The sequence below is a fragment of the Vreelandella zhaodongensis genome (assembly GCF_013415115.1).
GTDB classification, from domain to species: domain Bacteria; phylum Pseudomonadota; class Gammaproteobacteria; order Pseudomonadales; family Halomonadaceae; genus Vreelandella; species Vreelandella zhaodongensis.
Genome location: NZ_JACCDD010000007.1, coordinates 1 through 16,106 on the forward strand (window position 1 = coordinate 1; position 16,106 = coordinate 16,106).

Consider the following 16,106-nt stretch of genomic DNA (forward strand, 5'->3'; position numbering starts at 1 on the left):
AGCGAGATAACGTTGCTTTCTTTTAAACTCTCTTAACTTCCTGACAAACCGAAGGTTTTTACCTTCAATCACCGCTGGTAACGCTGTGCGTCCCCGGCAGCGGATGCGTACTTTACGGATTCGCCGCCGTCTTGGCAAGGGCTATTTGAAAATAACTGTGAATAAAAATTCAAACAAGCGTCACGCGAGCGTAGCGCTTCTTACCCGCCTGGATAACATAGGCGTTACCCGTTGCCAGCATCGTGTCCTGGGCAACGACGTCGCCATCTACTTTTACGCTACCGTTTTTCAGCATGTCTTTGGCTTGGGCACTGTTCTTGGTAAGACCAGAGCGGTTGAGCACTGCCGCAATGGGCGCCTGATCATTACCTTCGAAATCCACCTCCACTTCAGGCAGGTCTTCCGGCAGTTCGCCTTCCGCTAGCTGATTACCCGCAGACTTGTGCGCATTAGCGGCCGCTTCATCACCGTGGTAACGAGCAATCAGCTCACGAGCCAATTCCATTTTGACGTCGCGCGGGTTCGCTCCCTGCTCAACGCCCTGCTTAAGCGCATCGATCTCTTCGTTGGATTTCAAAGAGAGTAGCTCAAAGTAACGCCACATTAAGCTATCCGGCATAGACACCAGCTTATTGAACATAGAGCCCGGCGCTTCATCGACACCAACATAGTTGCCCAACGACTTGGACATCTTCTGCACGCCGTCAAGACCTTCGAGCAACGGCATGGTAATCACGACCTGAGGCTCTTGACCGAAATGCTTTTGAATTTCGCGGCCCATTAACAGATTGAATTTCTGATCGGTGCCACCCAGCTCAACATCTGCCTCCAGCGCTACTGAGTCGTAACCTTGCACAAGCGGGTAAAGGAATTCGTGAATCGCGATGGACTGGTTGGCTTTATAACGCTTTTCAAAGTCATCGCGCTCCAACATACGAGCCACCGTACTTTGCGCGGCTAACTCAATCATTTTGGCCGCAGTGAGCTCACCAAACCACTCAGCGTTAAAGCGCACCTCAGTCTTCTCAGGATCGAGGATTTTAAACACCTGCTCTTTATAGGTTTCGGCGTTGGCTTTTACATCAGCCTCAGTGAGCGGCTTGCGTGTAACGTTTTTGCCGGTCGGGTCACCAATTCTCCCTGTAAAATCCCCAATCAGAAAAATAACCGTATGGCCAAGATCCTGAAACTGACGCATTTTCGTTAGCAATACACTATGGCCGAGGTGCAAATCAGGTGCTGTCGGGTCAAACCCTGCTTTAATACGCAGCTTACGGCCAGACGCCAGCTTTTTCTTTAGCTCATCCTCTACCAGGATTTCATGCGTGCCTCGCGACAGTAGTGCTAACGCCTGATCTACCTCACTCATTGCCACTCTCTCCATGTAATATATGCCGTTATAGGCGTCAGATATTGAATAGCGGGGATGTTACCATGCCCTATCGCCTTGGTTGAGCCTTCAACACGTTTTGGATGAGTCGCTTTATGAAAACATCCCCCCCTATGTCACCGTCGTATTATGTTGGCTTAATGTCGGGCACCAGCCTGGACGGCATCGATGCCGCTCTGGTTGCTATAGCGCCCCACTCGCCACCTGAGCTAATTGCCACTCATGTATCGCCGATGCCCCAGTCGCTTCATAACCTACTGCTGAACCTGTGTCACGCCGAGCAGGTCAACTTTGCAGAGCTTGCAGAAGCCGAAAGCGCGTTTTGCCAGCTACAAGCAAACGCCGTGAAAGCACTACTGATCCAAGAGGGTGTCACCGCCGAGCAAATTCACGCTATCGGTAGCCACGGGCAGACCATAGAGCATGCTCCTGACGGCCATAATGGAGGCCCCGCCTATACACTGCAGCTTGACAACCCGAGCCTACTAGCCGAGTTAACCGGCTGCACCGTGGTCGCCGACTTTCGTCGACGGGACTTAGCCGCAGGCGGCCAAGCAGCACCGCTAGCACCGGCATTTCATCAGGCATTGTTTGGCCATCAAGGCGGCGAGCAGCTTGTGTTAAACCTAGGGGGCTTTGCGAATGTAACGTGGCTACCCAGTAACGCTGTGGCTCAGGTAATCGGTTTTGATACAGGGCCCGCCAATGTACTGTTAGATGCTTGGTTTTCAAAACACCACAACGGACGCTTTGACCAAAATGGCACATGGGCTGCTGGTGGGCAGATCGATCAAACACTTTTACAACAACTACTTAACGAGCCGTTTTTCCATCAACCACCGCCGCGCAGTACGGGGCGCGAGCTATTTCATTTGGCGTGGTTAGAAAACAAGCTAACGGGTGATGAGTCAGCTGAAGATGTGCAAGCAACATTAGTAGAGCTAACAGCCATCAGCGTTGCCCAAGGAATTCAGCAGCTACCATCAAGACACAACGAAGTGACCTTAATTGTCTGTGGCGGCGGTGCCCATAACACTTATTTAATGGCGAGGCTCGCTGTGCAGCTACCCAAGGCGATATTTAAATCTCCTGCCGACCTAGGGTGGCCCGAAGACTGGATTGAAGCAGGTGCTTTTGCCTGGCTTGCCCATCAGCGCTTACACAACCTGCCCGGCAACCTACCTTCAGTTACCGGCGCCAGCGGGCTGCGAGTGCTTGGAGGTATTTACGCCCCTTAATTTATATTAGCAGCACGCATGGTAGGTAGATTAAGCCAACCACCAGCAACATCAGCACGTATTATGGATGGAAAACCGGCAGAATAAGGGGCATATCATATGCATTCTACTTTGCCGAGCATACCGGCAGTTCGGTAATATCCATCTCTCATTTTCCAGCTGCAGCAAGGTGCTTGAGCATGACAGACATCGCACTTGAGGAGTCACTCGTCCAGGCTCGCGAACGCCTGATGAATGCGCTAGAAAGGGCGAAACGCCCATTTGATAGCGCTGCGCTGCTGGCGGTTAGCAAAACCAAACCTGCGTCGATGGTTCGTCAAGCCTGGCAGCATGGGCAGCGTGAATTCGGCGAGAACTATCTTCAGGAAGCCCTGGAAAAACAAGCCGAACTGGCCGACCTAGACGGTATTGTTTGGCATTTCATTGGCCCACTACAGTCGAACAAAACCCGTGCGGCAGCGGAGAACTTTGCTTGGGTACATAGCGTTGACCGCTTAAAAATAGCCACGCGACTCAGCGAGCAGCGCCCAACGCACTTACCACCGCTCAATATTTGTTTGCAGGTCAATATTAGCCGCGAGGCCTCCAAGTCGGGCGTTCTACCTGAAGAGGCCGTGACGCTGGCAAAAGAGGTAGCCGCTATGCCACACCTAGTGCTGCGCGGACTGATGGCAATCCCTGCCCCTGCTAACAACCTTGAAGAACAGCGAACACCATTTGCAGCTCTGCGCCAGCTTCTAGCAGATCTCCAAGCAGCTTTACCTGATGCGCCTCTTGATACGCTGTCTATGGGGATGAGTGACGATTTAGAAGCAGCTGTTTTAGAAGGTGCCACACTGGTACGTTTAGGCACCGCCATTTTTGGCGCACGCACGACTCGCTAACGCTTCGAACTGCGTTTTAACGCTAAACGTTATTGAAGAGTGCAACGACAACTTACATCACGCGCTGCCACACGCAGCTATTTGCAAAAAAGGATGCCCTCATGGCGAGCAAGATCACCTTCATTGGCGCCGGAAATATGGCCAGCGCCATTATCGGCGGCCTCATCGATAGCGGTGTTTCCCCCAGCGATATCACTGCCACCGCACCGAACGAAAACGAGCTAGCGCCACTCAATGCACGCTTAGGCATTAATACCCATACCGATAACAATGAAGCGGTAGCCAACGCCGATGTAGTAGTGCTGGCTGTCAAACCACAGATTATGCGCGGCGTGTGCGAAGCAATGCGGGATAACGTGCAACAGCAGTCACCGCTTATTATTTCCATTGCGGCGGGCCTCGATGCTGCCACCATTGATCAATGGCTAGGCGGTAATAACGCCCTGGTGCGCTGCATGCCTAATACACCTTCATTGGTCGGTATCGGTGCTAGCGGCTTATATGCCAACAGCGCGGTTAGCGATGAACAACGCACACTAGCAACACAGCTTATGGAAGCGGTTGGCATTGTAGAGTGGGTTGAAGAAGAGGGGCTATTAGATGCGATCACCGCTGTATCAGGTAGCGCACCGGCTTACTTCTTTTTAATGTTTGAAGCGATGGAAGAAGCTGCGGTTAAGCTCGGCCTGCCTGCGGCTACCGCCCGCCGCCTTGCCATTCAAACGGCATTAGGTGCTGCCACCATGGCTCAGCGAAGCGACAAAGACCCCGCCACGCTCAAGAAAAATGTCATGTCGCCAGGGGGAACAACAGAGCGAGCCATTCAGCACATGGAAGATGCGCAGCTTCGCGCTACCATTGCAGACGCCATGCAAGCCTGCGCCCAGCGCGCAGAAGCAATGTCCAAAGAACTTAGCGCAAACTAATTACGTAATTTCGCAACGGAGACGCAGAAATGGGCAGTCAAGTGGGCAGCGCCGGATTAATGTTAGTTAACACATTGATCAACATTTACTTATTCTTATTGATGCTGCGCTTCTTGCTGCAGGCGTCAAGGGCCGATTATTACAATCCGCTTAGTCAATCGGTCGTTAAAATCACCCAACCTGTGGTCGGGCTCTTCCAAGGCTTCTTAGGCCCAGTCGCTGGGCGCTTTGACCTTGCTACGTTAGCAGCAGGTTTTGTGCTTAAAGTCGTCAGCATGGTCGCTATTTTTATGGTCGTTGGCGTTGGCATACCGCCGATGACAGGGCTGCTGATTGCCGGTGTTGCCGCCCTAGCCAACGCTATTCTCAAGATTTACTTCTTTGCTCTGATCGTGATGATCATTTTGAGCTGGGTCGCTCCGAACGCTAGCCACCCCGGCGCTCTGCTAGTCATGCAATTGGTCGAGCCTATCATGGCACCTGTGCGGAAAGTTATTCCGCCACTTGGCATGATCGATCTATCGCCCATCGTCGTATTCATTGCCATTAACGTGGTGGATGGATTAGTTGTGGGATCGTTGATCCGCGCTGCGGGCATCTCCGGCGCACTCGTTGGCCTGTAGCTTCGCTGCTTTTCCAGGGCTTATTCTTAGCAGGACTTATTCTTAGCAGGACGCGCGCTTTCGATGCCAGATTCAGACACGCTTGCTTTTGCTGATCGACCGACGGACTCCGTTGGCTTGGTCACGCCTCACATTACTAAGTTTGACACGCCGCTCCCACTTGCCTGCGGCAAGGTGCTGCCTGAGTACGAGCTTATCTACGAAACCTACGGCACGTTGAACGCAGATCGTAGCAATGCCGTACTGATTTGCCATGCACTATCTGGGCACCATCATGCGGCGGGCTACCACGGAGCCGAAGACCGCAAACCTGGGTGGTGGGATGCTCACATTGGCCCTGGAAAATCCATCGACACCAACCGTTTTTTTGTGGTGTCGCTGAATAACCTGGGCGGCTGCCATGGAAGCACAGGGCCGGTGAGCCATAACCCTGAAACAGGCCGCCAGTGGGGCCCTGACTTCCCAATGGTGACCGTCAGTGACTGGGTAGTTAGCCAAGCGCGCCTCGCTGATCACTTAGGCATTGAACGCTGGGCAGCAGCGGTAGGTGGCAGCCTGGGGGGTATGCAGGTACTGCAGTGGACCATGGTCTATCCTGAGCGCGTTGCCAATGCGGTAGTCATTGCAGCCACTCCCCGGCTTTCCGCACAGAACATTGCCTTTAACGAGGTCGCTCGTCAGGCGATCCGTTCGGATCCTGAGTTCTTCGATGGCTGGTACGCCGAACACGATACCGTACCTAAACGTGGGCTGAAGCTAGCGCGGATGGTGGGCCATATCACCTACCTGTCAGAAGATGCGATGGGCAGTAAGTTTGGTCGTGACTTACGTAGTAACGATCTAAATTTTGGTTTTGATGTCGAATTCCAAGTGGAGTCTTACCTGCGCTATCAAGGTGACACGTTCTCTACCGCCTTCGACGCCAACACCTATCTGCTAATGACCAAGGCGCTTGATTATTTCGACCCAGCAGCCGCCCACGCAGGTGACCTAGCCAGCGCACTTGCGCCAGCCCAGTGCCCCTTTTTAATTGTTAGCTTTACGACCGACTGGCGCTTTCCTCCATCTCGTTCACGAGAACTTGTCGACGCGCTCACGCGTGCGGGAAAATCCGTTAGCTATGCCAACATCGACTCCCCTCACGGACACGATGCGTTCTTACTACCTGAACCGCGCTACAAAGCACTGTTTGGCGCATTTATGCGTCGCGTTGCCCGCGAGTTGAGGATCGATGAAAAGGGTAAGGAGGAAACACCGGATGCGCGCTGACCTTGAATTAATTTACGACTGGGTGCCACAGGGGGCTCATATACTCGACCTAGCGTGTGGTGACGGCGCACTGCTAGAGCGCCTTGCTCAGGAAAAAAATGTCTCTGGATATGGTTTAGAAATCGACCCTGAAGGTATCACCCAATGTGTTGCGCGTGGCGTTAATGTGATTGAGCATAACCTGGATGACGGGCTGGGCAGTTTTTGTGACAACAGCTACGACCAAGTCATTATGACACAGGCGCTACAAGCCCTGCGCCGACCCGATAAAATGCTCGATGAAATGCTCCGCGTCGCCGAAGAGGGCATTATTACGTTCCCCAATTTCGCTTACTGGCGTCATCGTGTCCATCTTGGGCTGCGAGGCTATATGCCGGTATCTAAATCCCTGCCCCATGCGTGGTATGACACACCGAATATTCACCTATCAACCTTTAACGACTTCGAACACTTGTGCCGTGAGAAAGGCCTAGTGATCGTTGATCGGGCAGTAGGTGTTGGCGATCACAAAGGGCACTGGACATCAAAATGGTGGCCCAACTTATTTGGCGAAATTGCTATTTTTAGAGTTCGTCGCCGCTAGAATAGCGGCATAGACCAAGCACCAGGAGGAGCACCTCATGTTACGTCGCCTGCTTTTTAGCCTGCCCCTAATAGCAACACTGCTTGGCATCACTAGCGCTAAGGCTGAGCAGTTTGTCCGCGTTGACAACTACGAGATTCATTACAGCGCGGTGAGCACAGGGTTCTTAACGCCCGAGGTGGCCCAAGCACATAACATTCAGCGTAGCGCCAACCGTGGCTTGGTCAATGTCAGCGTGCGCGAGCGCATGGAGGACGATAGCACTCGCCCCGTGAACGCAGGCATACAAGGCTATGTTAGCGGCCTTACCGGCACCCAAGAGCCGCTTGCCTTTCGCACCGTGCATGATGGAGACGCTACCTACCACTTAGCACCGTTCACCCTGCGCCATGACGAAGCAATGCGCTTTGAGCTCGACGTTCGCTATGATCGAAATGAGGCGCCTGAATCGGTTAACTTCATGCAACGCTTCTACATCGAGCACTAAACCCGCACCGGTAGCGCTCGCGCCAATCGCACCGCTACCGGCGCATCGGCCCGCCACTCAAGAATAATGCCATAAGCCAGCACCTCCACCCCCGCGGTGACCGCCTCAGCTAGCGCGGCCGCATATACTGGATCGATATGGGCCGCGGGGGCCACATCGTCGATTCCTTCATGAGCCACGCAAAACAGCAGCACTGCCCTTTCCCCCTGCTGGGCGAGCGCTGTTAACGCCTGTAGGTGCTTTGTCCCTCTCGCACTCACCGAGTCTGGAAAATAGCCGCGTCCGTCAGCCTCTTTCAAGGTGGCCTGCTTTACTTCGATATAGGCTGCGCCCTTATCAGGATCATCGAGACGGAAATCAAGCCGAGCGGCGCTAACGCTCACCTCCCTCTTGAGGGTTTGGTAGCCTGCCAGCGGCGCAATATCGCCCGCCAAGATAGCGGCCTCTACGATACGATTGGCCCGCCCAGTGTTAACCGAGGCCAATGCTTGAGACCCATCCGGCTGCGGTAGCTCAATCCACTCCCACGTCCAGGCCAGCTTGCGCTTAGGGTTGTCACTGGGAGAGAGCCATACTCGACAACCAGGGACGTTGACCGCTTTCATTGACCCCGTATTAGGACAGTGGGCAACGACTTCCTCACCACTATCTAGCCGCACATCTGCCAAAAAGCGTTTATAACGACGCAGCAGCACGCCTGGCACCAGGCTGGGATAGCTTGTCATTGTCGGCTCACGAAGCGGGCAATACGCGTGACGGCTTCTTGCAGCCGTTCTACGTCGTTGGTGAAGGCAATGCGTACGTGATGCTCGCCGCCTACAACGGCAAAATCAATACCGGGGGTAATCGCTACATTCTCTTCAATCAGCAATCGTTCACAGAACGCCTGGCTGTCACGGCTGTAGCGAGAAATATCCAGCCAAAGATAAAACGCCCCCTGGGGCGGCAGGTCCGGCGCAAGCCCTAGCTGTGCTAACCCATCTAGCAGTACTTGGCGGCGCTGTTTGAGCGTCGCTCGGCGGGTTTCAAGGATATCTCGACACTCGGGGGTGAAAGCGGCCAGCGCTGCGTACTGAGAGGGGGTAGGAGCCGCCAAAAAGACGTTTTGCGCCAGTCTGGTTAAGGGTTCAACCGCATGCTCCGGTGCAACCAGCCAACCCAAGCGCCAGCCAGTCATGCCAAAATACTTAGAGAAGCTGTTGACCACAAAGGCTTGGTCGGAAAGCGATGTCGCCGATAACGGTACATCGTCATAATTTAGGCCTTGGTAGATCTCATCGACAATCACCTCACCACCTTTGGATGATACGGTGTTGAAGACAGCCTGCAGGGCATCTGCACTCAGCGTATGCCCTGTCGGATTAGAGGGGGACGCCAACATGGCTAATCGTGTACGGGCCTGCCAGTGCTGCTCTATCAATGGTGCGGTTAACTGCCAGCCACTGTGGCGCCCCACAGGAACAGCATCGACGTCTGCGCCAGCTAAAGCCATAAAGTGACGATTGCAGGGGTAGTTAGGATCCGCCATCAGCACCCGGTCGCCGGTTTCTACCAAAAGCTGACTGGCCAGTAGCAATGCGCCAGAAGCCCCTGGGGTTACCAGAATCCGTGCAGGGTCAACAGAGGCATTAAAATGCTCAGCGTAGTGGCACGAAATTGCTTCTCGCAGCGAAGCCAAACCTGCCGCTGGCGTATAGCGTGTTTTTCCCGTGGCCAGGGCTTGCTGCCCAGCCGCCACAATCGGCGCTGGCGTCGCAAAATCAGGCTCACCGACCTCCAGATGAATCACATCGTGACCTTCCGCCTCGCGGGCCTGGGCCATTTCTAACAAATGCATTACGCGAAAAGGCGCAACGTGACTCACACGCGAATTCCAGGCCATAACGGCTCCTTCAAACCTAGCGGTAACAAAAACATGACGCAGGTCGCATAAGCGGCAAGACCATGGTCGAAAAAACACTATTATGCTTGCAACGCACCTAATTTTCAGCTAAACAAGCATCCCTTTAGCGTGGCATTTTGAGACACGCTCATGGTCGATCTGCAGTCACATACGTAAGGGGCACTCCCATGCCAGTAGCGGAAAAGAAATCGGAAGCGTCCAAATCCTTCACCCCGTATGAAGCGGCACCGGGTGAAGAGTATATGAACGAGAAGCAGCTAGCGCACTTCCGCCAGCTGCTTCTGGACTGGAAACAAGACCTCATGGAAGAGGTGGATCGTACCGTACGCCACCTACAGGAAGACGCTAATAACTACGCTGACCCCGCCGACCGCGCCACCCAGGAGGAGGGCTTCAGCCTCGAGCTGCGCACACGGGATCGAGAGCGTAAATTGCTGAAAAAAATTAATGAAACCATCGAAAAAATCGATGACGACGACTACGGTTTTTGCGAAGCGTGTGGCGTCGAGATAGGCATCCGTCGCCTCGAGGCGCGCCCTACCGCCACGCTGTGCGTTGACTGCAAAACGCTGGCAGAACTGAAAGAGAAACAGCTCGGCGGCTAATCGTTGGCGCTAGTGCGCTGTACGCAATGGCGACATCCGGGCACCCTTGAGGTGCCCGTTTTTGTTTGCTATGTCACTGCATTAAGCCGCGCGACTTAACCAACTTTTCTTGCAACATTGACTCATCGTTACTGGTTGCCATGACCCATACCCTTCGCTACCGAGGACGCTTTGCCCCCACCCCCTCAGGCCCGTTGCACCTTGGCTCACTGGTTGCCGCCTTGGGCAGCTTTGTCGATGCCCATGCCGCTGGTGGCCAATGGCTGGTGCGCATTGAAGATATCGACCCACCCCGCTGCCCTGAAGGCGCAGCCGATACGATTCTGCGCCAACTAGAAGCGTTTGGGCTTCACTGGGATGAAGAGATTCGCTGGCAGCATCACCGCCATGAGGCTTATCAGCAAGCCCTGGACCAATTAGCTGCCAAAGGGTTAGCGTATCCGTGTAGCTGTTCGCGCAAACAGTGGCAGGCATTTTCGGTCTACCCTGGCTGGTGCCGCGATGGGCTAAGTGATACCACAAAGCCGGTTGCCTGGCGGCTGCGCAGCGACTTGGCCAAGCGCCCCATTGACTGGCAAGACAGGCTTTTTGGGTTTCAGCAGTTCGACCCCGAGGTACTCGGCGATGTTGTCTTGAAACGCAAAGACAACCTCTGGGCCTACCAGCTTGCGGTGGTGGTCGATGATGCCGAGCAAGGCATTACCGACATCGTACGCGGCTTTGATTTACTGGATAACACGCCTTGGCAGTGCCAGTTACAAACAGCGCTTGACCTACCCACTCCCCGCTACCTGCACCTGCCACTGGTAGTCTCCAATGACGGACAAAAACTCTCCAAGCAAAACAAGGCACCCGCATTGAAGGAAAACGCTGACGGCATTCGTCACCAACTGTTTCAAGCACTGCAACTGCTTGACCTAGCGCCACCCGATGCACTTGCCCAAGAGCCGCCCGAAACACAGCTAAACTGGGCAATTGCACACTGGTCGGTTGAACACCTCGTCGCCACCTCCCACCGCACCTTTCAGCCAGAGCCTTAATATGTACGTTTATCGAATTATGCTGTTTCTGGTATTTGGGGGTTACCTGCTCTCGCCCCTGTTGATGAACGGCTGGGGCGACCCTAACGTTGCTTGGTATCGCCCATTTGCTATTTGGGGTGGCCTGATTGCCCTCACGCTTTGGCTTGAGCAGAAGAGGAAATTGGATGAGCGTTGAGCTTTTTGGGGTGCTCCTGCTAGGTTTGGGCTACCTAGCCTTATTGTTTGGCTGCGGCACGGCGGTAGAACGTGGCTGGGTGCCCGTACGCATAACACGCCACCCTATTGTGTACACCCTGGCACTGGGCGTCTATGCCAGCGCCTGGGCTATTTATGGAAGCATTGAACTCGCCGCCCAGGCAGGGTTTGGGTATTTAGCTTACTACCTTGGCGCAGCAGGTGCCTTTTTACTGGCACCGGTACTGCTCGTGCCTATTCAACGCATCACTCGCACCTATCAGCTCTCCTCATTAGCGGATCTCTTTGCGTTTCGCTACCGCTCTCGCTGGGCCGGCACACTCGTCACGCTGATCAGCCTACTAGCCGTGATGCCGCTGCTCGGCATTCAAGTGCAAACCTTAAGCGATGCCATATATCTGCTCACTGGCAGCCGCTATAGCGCCGGTGTCGCTTTACTGTTTTGCGCCGTCATTGCCGCCTGCGCGGTGCATTTTGGGGCACGCCACAACCACCGGTACCGACACGATACGCTGCTTAGCGTGATTGCCTTTGAGTCAATCATCAAACTGCTTGCCATGCTGGGGCTTGGTGCCATTGCTTTATGGTGGGTGTTTGACGGCCCCCAAGACCTACAGCGTTGGCTGGAGGGTCCTGGAGCTGTCGCCCAGGCTGCCACACCTAAGCTGGAAGCCCCTCAGTGGCGCACACTGCTACTGTTATTTTTTGCCGCCGCCTTCATGATGCCGCACCTGTTTCAAATTACCTTTGCTGAGAACCTCTCTCGCCACACCCTCCTTCAAGCCAGTTGGACGCTACCGCTTTTTTTATTGCTGATGGCACTGCCGGTACCGCTGATTTGGTGGGCTACCCAATCAACCAACGATTCTATCCCTGTGGCCGCTTATGCTGCTTTTCTCATGTCGGAACATTGGTGGGTAGGTGCCCTGGCCTTCATCGGCGGGCTGGCAGCAGCAAGCGGCACAATGATGATGATCGCGTTAGCCCTCTCTGGCATGGTACTGAACCACGTGGTCTTGGTGGCCCATCCACCAGAAGCACGCAGCGACCTCTACGGGTGGTTACTGTGGCTAAGGCGTGGCTTGGTGGTCGCTGTGGTTGCCAGCGGATGGCTATTTGCTGAAAGCGTTGGCCGCTACCATTCGCTGACAAGCCTAGGGCTCGCCGCGTTTGTCGGTATGGCGCAGTGCCTACCCGGCATGCTCGCACTACTCTACTGGCCAGGCGCGAACCGCAAGGGCATGGTGACAGGGCTAATAGGCGGCATCATCATCTGGCTGTGGGGATTGTGGTTACCCCTGCTGTTCGACATTACAATGCCCAGGTTACCGTTTATTCCGTTAATGCCCGCGGATTCACCAACCTGGTACAACATCACACTGATTTCTCTCGCAGTGAATATTGTGCTGCTGATTGTGGTGTCACTGTTCACCCGACTTTCGGAAGGCGAACGATCCGCTGCGGAAGCCTGTTCTGTCGATGCGGTTATCCGCTCAAAGCGTTTACCCCTGGAAGCCGCGACCGCTGGAGATTTTCCGGCGTATCTCGCCCAAGCACTTGGGGAGGAAGCCGCCAGCCGTGAAGTCGACCGAGCGCTGCAGGCCATGAACCTGACCCCACAAGAACGCCGCCCCTATGCACTGCGCCGTCTACGTGACCGCATTCAGGCTAATTTATCCGGTTTAATGGGGCCGTCCGTTGCACGGGATATTGTCGATCGTTACTTGCCCTACCGCCATGATGATGCGCCAGTCACAGACGATATTCATTTTGTTGAAAGCCGCCTTGAAGCTTATCGCTCTCGGCTCACGGGGCTTGCACGTGAACTAGACGGATTACGGCGCCACCACCGACAAACGCTTGCTTACTTACCGGTAGGCCTGTGTGTGTTAGGCGATGACGACGAACTATTAATGTGGAACCAAGCGCTATCACAGCTTTCGGGCATTAGTGGCGAAAGCGTGATTGGTTCGCGTCGTGACAGCCTGCCAGCCCCGTGGCCCGGTTTACTAGGTAGCGTACTGAATGCCACGCACACACCACTGTACAAACAAGCGGTATCGCTGCATGGCAAAGACTACTTTCTCACCCTTCACCAAGCAGTGCTAAGCGGCCATGACAGCCGAGGTGGTAGCGTAATTTTGGTGGAAGACCACACTGAAATGAAGTGGCTAGAAGATGAGTTGGTACATGCCGCTCGCTTAGCTTCTATTGGCCAGCTCGCCGCAGGAGTTGCCCATGAAATCGGCAACCCGATTACAGGCATCTCATCACTGGCGCAAAACTTACGCTACGATACCGATGACCCAGCGCTGCTGGAAACGGCCGACCAGATTCAACAACTGACCCAGCGTGTCACCAAGATTGTTAACTCACTGGTCGGCTTTGCCCATGGCGGCCGACAGACCCTGCCACTGCCAACGTCACCGGCCGCACTTAAGACGATTAGCGAAGACGCCTTACACTTGATCCATTTAGCGCGTTCGGGGGAGGATGTAAGCTTTACCAATGACTGTCCGGATGACATCGTAGTGCTTGGCGACGCTCAGCGATTAACCCAAGTCATGGTCAACTTACTGAGCAACGCCAAAGATGCCTGTGACGCTCAGGGCACGGTTCAGATTGAGGCAGGCAAGCAAGCAAGCCACGCTTGGTGGCGAGTTATCGATGATGGTCACGGCATTGATCCAAGCGTGAAACACCGTCTTTTCGAGCCGTTCACCACGACTAAGCCCGCGGGTCAAGGAACGGGGCTTGGGCTCTCGTTGGCCTACCAAATTATCAATGAGCACCACGGCAAGATAGAGGTTGCGTCACCGCCTCCAGGAAAGCCTCGCGGCACTGCCATTACGCTTTGGCTACCGCTTTACCAACAGGATGATCACCTACCTCATGCCCAGGATACTGATTGTTGAAGATGAAGCGATTATTCGCAGCGCTTTAAAGCGTTTACTCGAACGTCACAACTACACGGTAAGTGAAGCGGCCAGCGCAGAGGAGGCGCGCGCGCTGACCCCTAGCGAGTTTGATCTAGTGATTAGCGACCTGCGATTGCCTGGCGATCCTGGCACTGCCCTAATTGAGGCCGCAGCCCCCGCGCCCGTGCTGATTATGACGAGCTATGCCAGCATGCGCTCGGCCGTCGACGCGCTTAAGCAAGGGGCTGTGGACTATGTCGCCAAGCCATTTGATCACACTGAGCTTTTAGAAACCGTCGAGCGCATCCTGCACAAACAGTCGATGCAGCAAGGCACACCGCCGGACATCACCGATGAGGGGGGTGGACGCCAAACCATGATCGGCGACTGCACCGCCATGCAACAGGTTTATACCCGCATTCGCAAAACAGCACCGGCCGACGTTACCGTTCTGATTCAAGGAGAGTCCGGCACAGGTAAAGAGCTCGTCGCCCGAGCCATTCATCAGCAAAGCAAGCGCGCAAAAGCACCTCTGATTTGTGTGAACTGCGCGGCAATACCGGAAACGCTGATTGAATCAGAACTTTTCGGCCACGAAAAAGGCGCGTTTACCGGCGCTAGCGCTGCTCGAACAGGGTTAGTCGAAGCAGCCGACGGTGGCACTCTGTTTCTAGATGAAATTGGCGAATTACCCTTGGATGCCCAGGCGCGGCTACTACGCGTGCTACAGGAAGGCGAAATCCGCAAAATTGGTTCCGTCGAAACACGTCATGTGGACGTCCGGCTCATCGCCGCCACCCATAGGGACTTGCGCGCACTGTCAAAAAGCGGGGAGTTCCGATTAGACCTCTACTATCGTCTCAACGTTATGCAGATTGAACTGCCACCGCTGCGCGACCGTGAAGAAGACGTATTGAAAATAGCCGACATCCTGCTAGATAAAGCCTGCAAACGCCATGACCGCCAAGGACTTCGCTTGTCACGAGCCTCCCGCCAAGATCTACGCGACTATCCATGGCCAGGTAACGTGCGGGAGCTTGAGAATGCCCTTGAGAGAGGTGTGATTCTCGCCGAAGGACATTTGATTCACCCAGATGACCTAGGCCTTGGCCCTGTTACCAACCGGCCCCACACTCCGGCAGGTAACAGCACCGTGTTAGCCAATGAAGCGTCAGCACCAACAGGAGATGACGACGACCTTTCTCTTGAAGATTATTTCCAGCATTTTGTGTTAGAGCACCAAGACCAAATGAGTGAAACAGAACTGGCTCAAAAGCTGGGAATCAGCCGCAAAAACCTGTGGGAACGCCGCCAACGCCTGGGAATTCCTCGCAAAAAAACGGCCCGCCGCCCAGGCTAGGCGGTAGCGCTACTAGCAGCACAATCTATTTATACACACATTGATAGCAGCGCCTACGACCAACGTCTAATATATTGATTTACATAATAAATATTCAAAAAACGTCACCCAGGCACTGTTACCTTCCCACACAAATCCTCTTAAAAACCGGCCAAAAACGGGTAACACTTTTTATTGACGTTAGTTCCAACACCTATCTCAAAAATCACAACCCACTGAAATTAATAAATTATTAAATGGGTGGCACGGCAGGTGCACTATATCTTGGTAAGAAGAATAAACTGGGCAGCGCGGAAGTCACCAACAAAAACAATATGACACCGCCCCGAACTGAGCCAAAACAAAAACAACACGGCCAGGCAGAGATCATAGTACTAACAAGAACAATAGGCTTGAGTCTCACACCTTGCTAGCGCAAAGCAGAATAAGCGCAGCGAACAATAACAACAGACAGCAAGAGCCCAAAAAGGACGCGACGTACACAAAGAATCTGCTTCCAAATAAAAATAATAGCAGCATATGTGTACACCCCGGATTCAATAACAACTCGCCGGGAGAAAAAGTTCGCGGTTGGATTATTGTTTTGAATACGAGGCGGTCGGAATCAGACTGGTTCTCACGCCTACCGACTGCGGTGCGTATTCAGGGCGATGTGCCATCATGAATAAAAACAGCAGCATGG

Annotated in this window: 15 protein-coding genes; 12 read left to right on the forward strand and 3 right to left on the reverse strand. The window is 54.1% G+C overall.

Annotation, left to right across the window (positions count from 1 at the left end; translation table 11 throughout):
• Window positions 1–169: 169 nt before the first annotated feature.
• Window positions 170–1,369 carry a tyrosine--tRNA ligase gene (gene tyrS / locus HZS79_RS12650; RefSeq protein WP_162218831.1) on the reverse strand — a complete coding sequence of 400 codons (1,200 nt, stop codon included), beginning with the start codon at window positions 1,367–1,369 and terminating at the stop codon, window positions 170–172.
• Between the two features lie 116 nt (window positions 1,370–1,485).
• On the opposite strand from tyrS, the gene HZS79_RS12655 reads away from it, so the two are divergent.
• From HZS79_RS12655 to HZS79_RS12685, 7 genes are all read left to right on the forward strand, one after another.
• A complete protein-coding gene (locus HZS79_RS12655; RefSeq protein ID WP_179928069.1) occupies window positions 1,486–2,628 on the forward strand; it encodes an anhydro-N-acetylmuramic acid kinase in 1,143 nt (380 codons plus the stop codon).
• 179 nt (window positions 2,629–2,807) lie between these two features.
• Window positions 2,808–3,512, forward strand: coding sequence for a YggS family pyridoxal phosphate-dependent enzyme (locus HZS79_RS12660; protein ID WP_179928070.1), 705 nt, complete (start codon window positions 2,808–2,810; stop codon window positions 3,510–3,512).
• 101 nt (window positions 3,513–3,613) lie between these two features.
• Window positions 3,614–4,438, forward strand: a complete 825-nt coding sequence (proC, locus tag HZS79_RS12665) for a pyrroline-5-carboxylate reductase (RefSeq protein ID WP_179928071.1) — start codon at window positions 3,614–3,616, stop codon at window positions 4,436–4,438.
• Window positions 4,439–4,467: 29 nt separating this feature from the next.
• Window positions 4,468–5,061 carry a YggT family protein gene (locus HZS79_RS12670; RefSeq protein ID WP_179928072.1) on the forward strand — a complete coding sequence of 198 codons (594 nt, stop codon included), beginning with the start codon at window positions 4,468–4,470 and terminating at the stop codon, window positions 5,059–5,061.
• Between the two features lie 63 nt (window positions 5,062–5,124).
• The gene (gene metX / locus HZS79_RS12675) at window positions 5,125–6,330 is read left to right on the forward strand and encodes a homoserine O-succinyltransferase MetX (RefSeq protein ID WP_179928073.1); all 1,206 of its coding nucleotides are present in this window, start codon (window positions 5,125–5,127) and stop codon (window positions 6,328–6,330) included.
• Entirely contained in the window at window positions 6,320–6,913 is a 594-nt protein-coding gene (metW, locus tag HZS79_RS12680) for a methionine biosynthesis protein MetW (RefSeq protein ID WP_162218825.1), read from the forward strand. The genes metX and metW overlap by 11 nt, the downstream gene beginning before the upstream one ends.
• A 37-nt stretch (window positions 6,914–6,950) precedes the next feature.
• Window positions 6,951–7,400 carry a DUF4426 domain-containing protein gene (locus tag HZS79_RS12685; protein WP_179928074.1) on the forward strand — a complete coding sequence of 150 codons (450 nt, stop codon included), beginning with the start codon at window positions 6,951–6,953 and terminating at the stop codon, window positions 7,398–7,400.
• Here HZS79_RS12685 and sfsA read toward each other — a convergent pair.
• Together sfsA and HZS79_RS12695 are read right to left on the reverse strand one after the other, a co-directional pair.
• The gene (gene sfsA, locus HZS79_RS12690; protein WP_162218823.1) at window positions 7,397–8,125 is read right to left on the reverse strand and encodes a DNA/RNA nuclease SfsA; all 729 of its coding nucleotides are present in this window, start codon (window positions 8,123–8,125) and stop codon (window positions 7,397–7,399) included. The genes HZS79_RS12685 and sfsA overlap by 4 nt on opposite strands.
• Window positions 8,122–9,282: an aminotransferase class I/II-fold pyridoxal phosphate-dependent enzyme gene (locus HZS79_RS12695; protein WP_179928075.1), complete on the reverse strand. Its 1,161-nt coding sequence runs from the start codon at window positions 9,280–9,282 to the stop codon at window positions 8,122–8,124. Before HZS79_RS12695 ends, sfsA begins: the two co-directional genes overlap by 4 nt.
• Window positions 9,283–9,470: 188 nt before the next feature.
• Here HZS79_RS12695 and dksA point away from each other — a divergent pair, with 188 nt between their 5' ends.
• The 5 genes from dksA to HZS79_RS12720 all read left to right on the forward strand — a co-directional run bounded on the left by dksA (window position 9,471) and on the right by HZS79_RS12720 (window position 15,424).
• Window positions 9,471–9,908 carry an RNA polymerase-binding protein DksA gene (dksA, locus tag HZS79_RS12700; RefSeq protein WP_162218821.1) on the forward strand — a complete coding sequence of 146 codons (438 nt, stop codon included), beginning with the start codon at window positions 9,471–9,473 and terminating at the stop codon, window positions 9,906–9,908.
• 140 nt (window positions 9,909–10,048) lie between these two features.
• Window positions 10,049–10,948 carry a tRNA glutamyl-Q(34) synthetase GluQRS gene (gluQRS, locus tag HZS79_RS12705; protein ID WP_162218820.1) on the forward strand — a complete coding sequence of 300 codons (900 nt, stop codon included), beginning with the start codon at window positions 10,049–10,051 and terminating at the stop codon, window positions 10,946–10,948.
• A gap of 1 nt (window position 10,949) precedes the next feature.
• Window positions 10,950–11,126 (forward strand): hypothetical protein, encoded by a 177-nt coding sequence (locus HZS79_RS12710; protein ID WP_179928076.1) that lies wholly within the window; start codon window positions 10,950–10,952, stop codon window positions 11,124–11,126.
• Window positions 11,116–14,061: an ATP-binding protein gene (locus HZS79_RS12715; RefSeq protein ID WP_179928077.1), complete on the forward strand. Its 2,946-nt coding sequence runs from the start codon at window positions 11,116–11,118 to the stop codon at window positions 14,059–14,061. The genes HZS79_RS12710 and HZS79_RS12715 overlap by 11 nt, the downstream gene beginning before the upstream one ends.
• Window positions 14,039–15,424 (forward strand): sigma-54-dependent transcriptional regulator, encoded by a 1,386-nt coding sequence (locus tag HZS79_RS12720; RefSeq protein ID WP_179928078.1) that lies wholly within the window; start codon window positions 14,039–14,041, stop codon window positions 15,422–15,424. Before HZS79_RS12715 ends, HZS79_RS12720 begins: the two co-directional genes overlap by 23 nt.
• Window positions 15,425–16,106 lie beyond the last annotated feature (682 nt).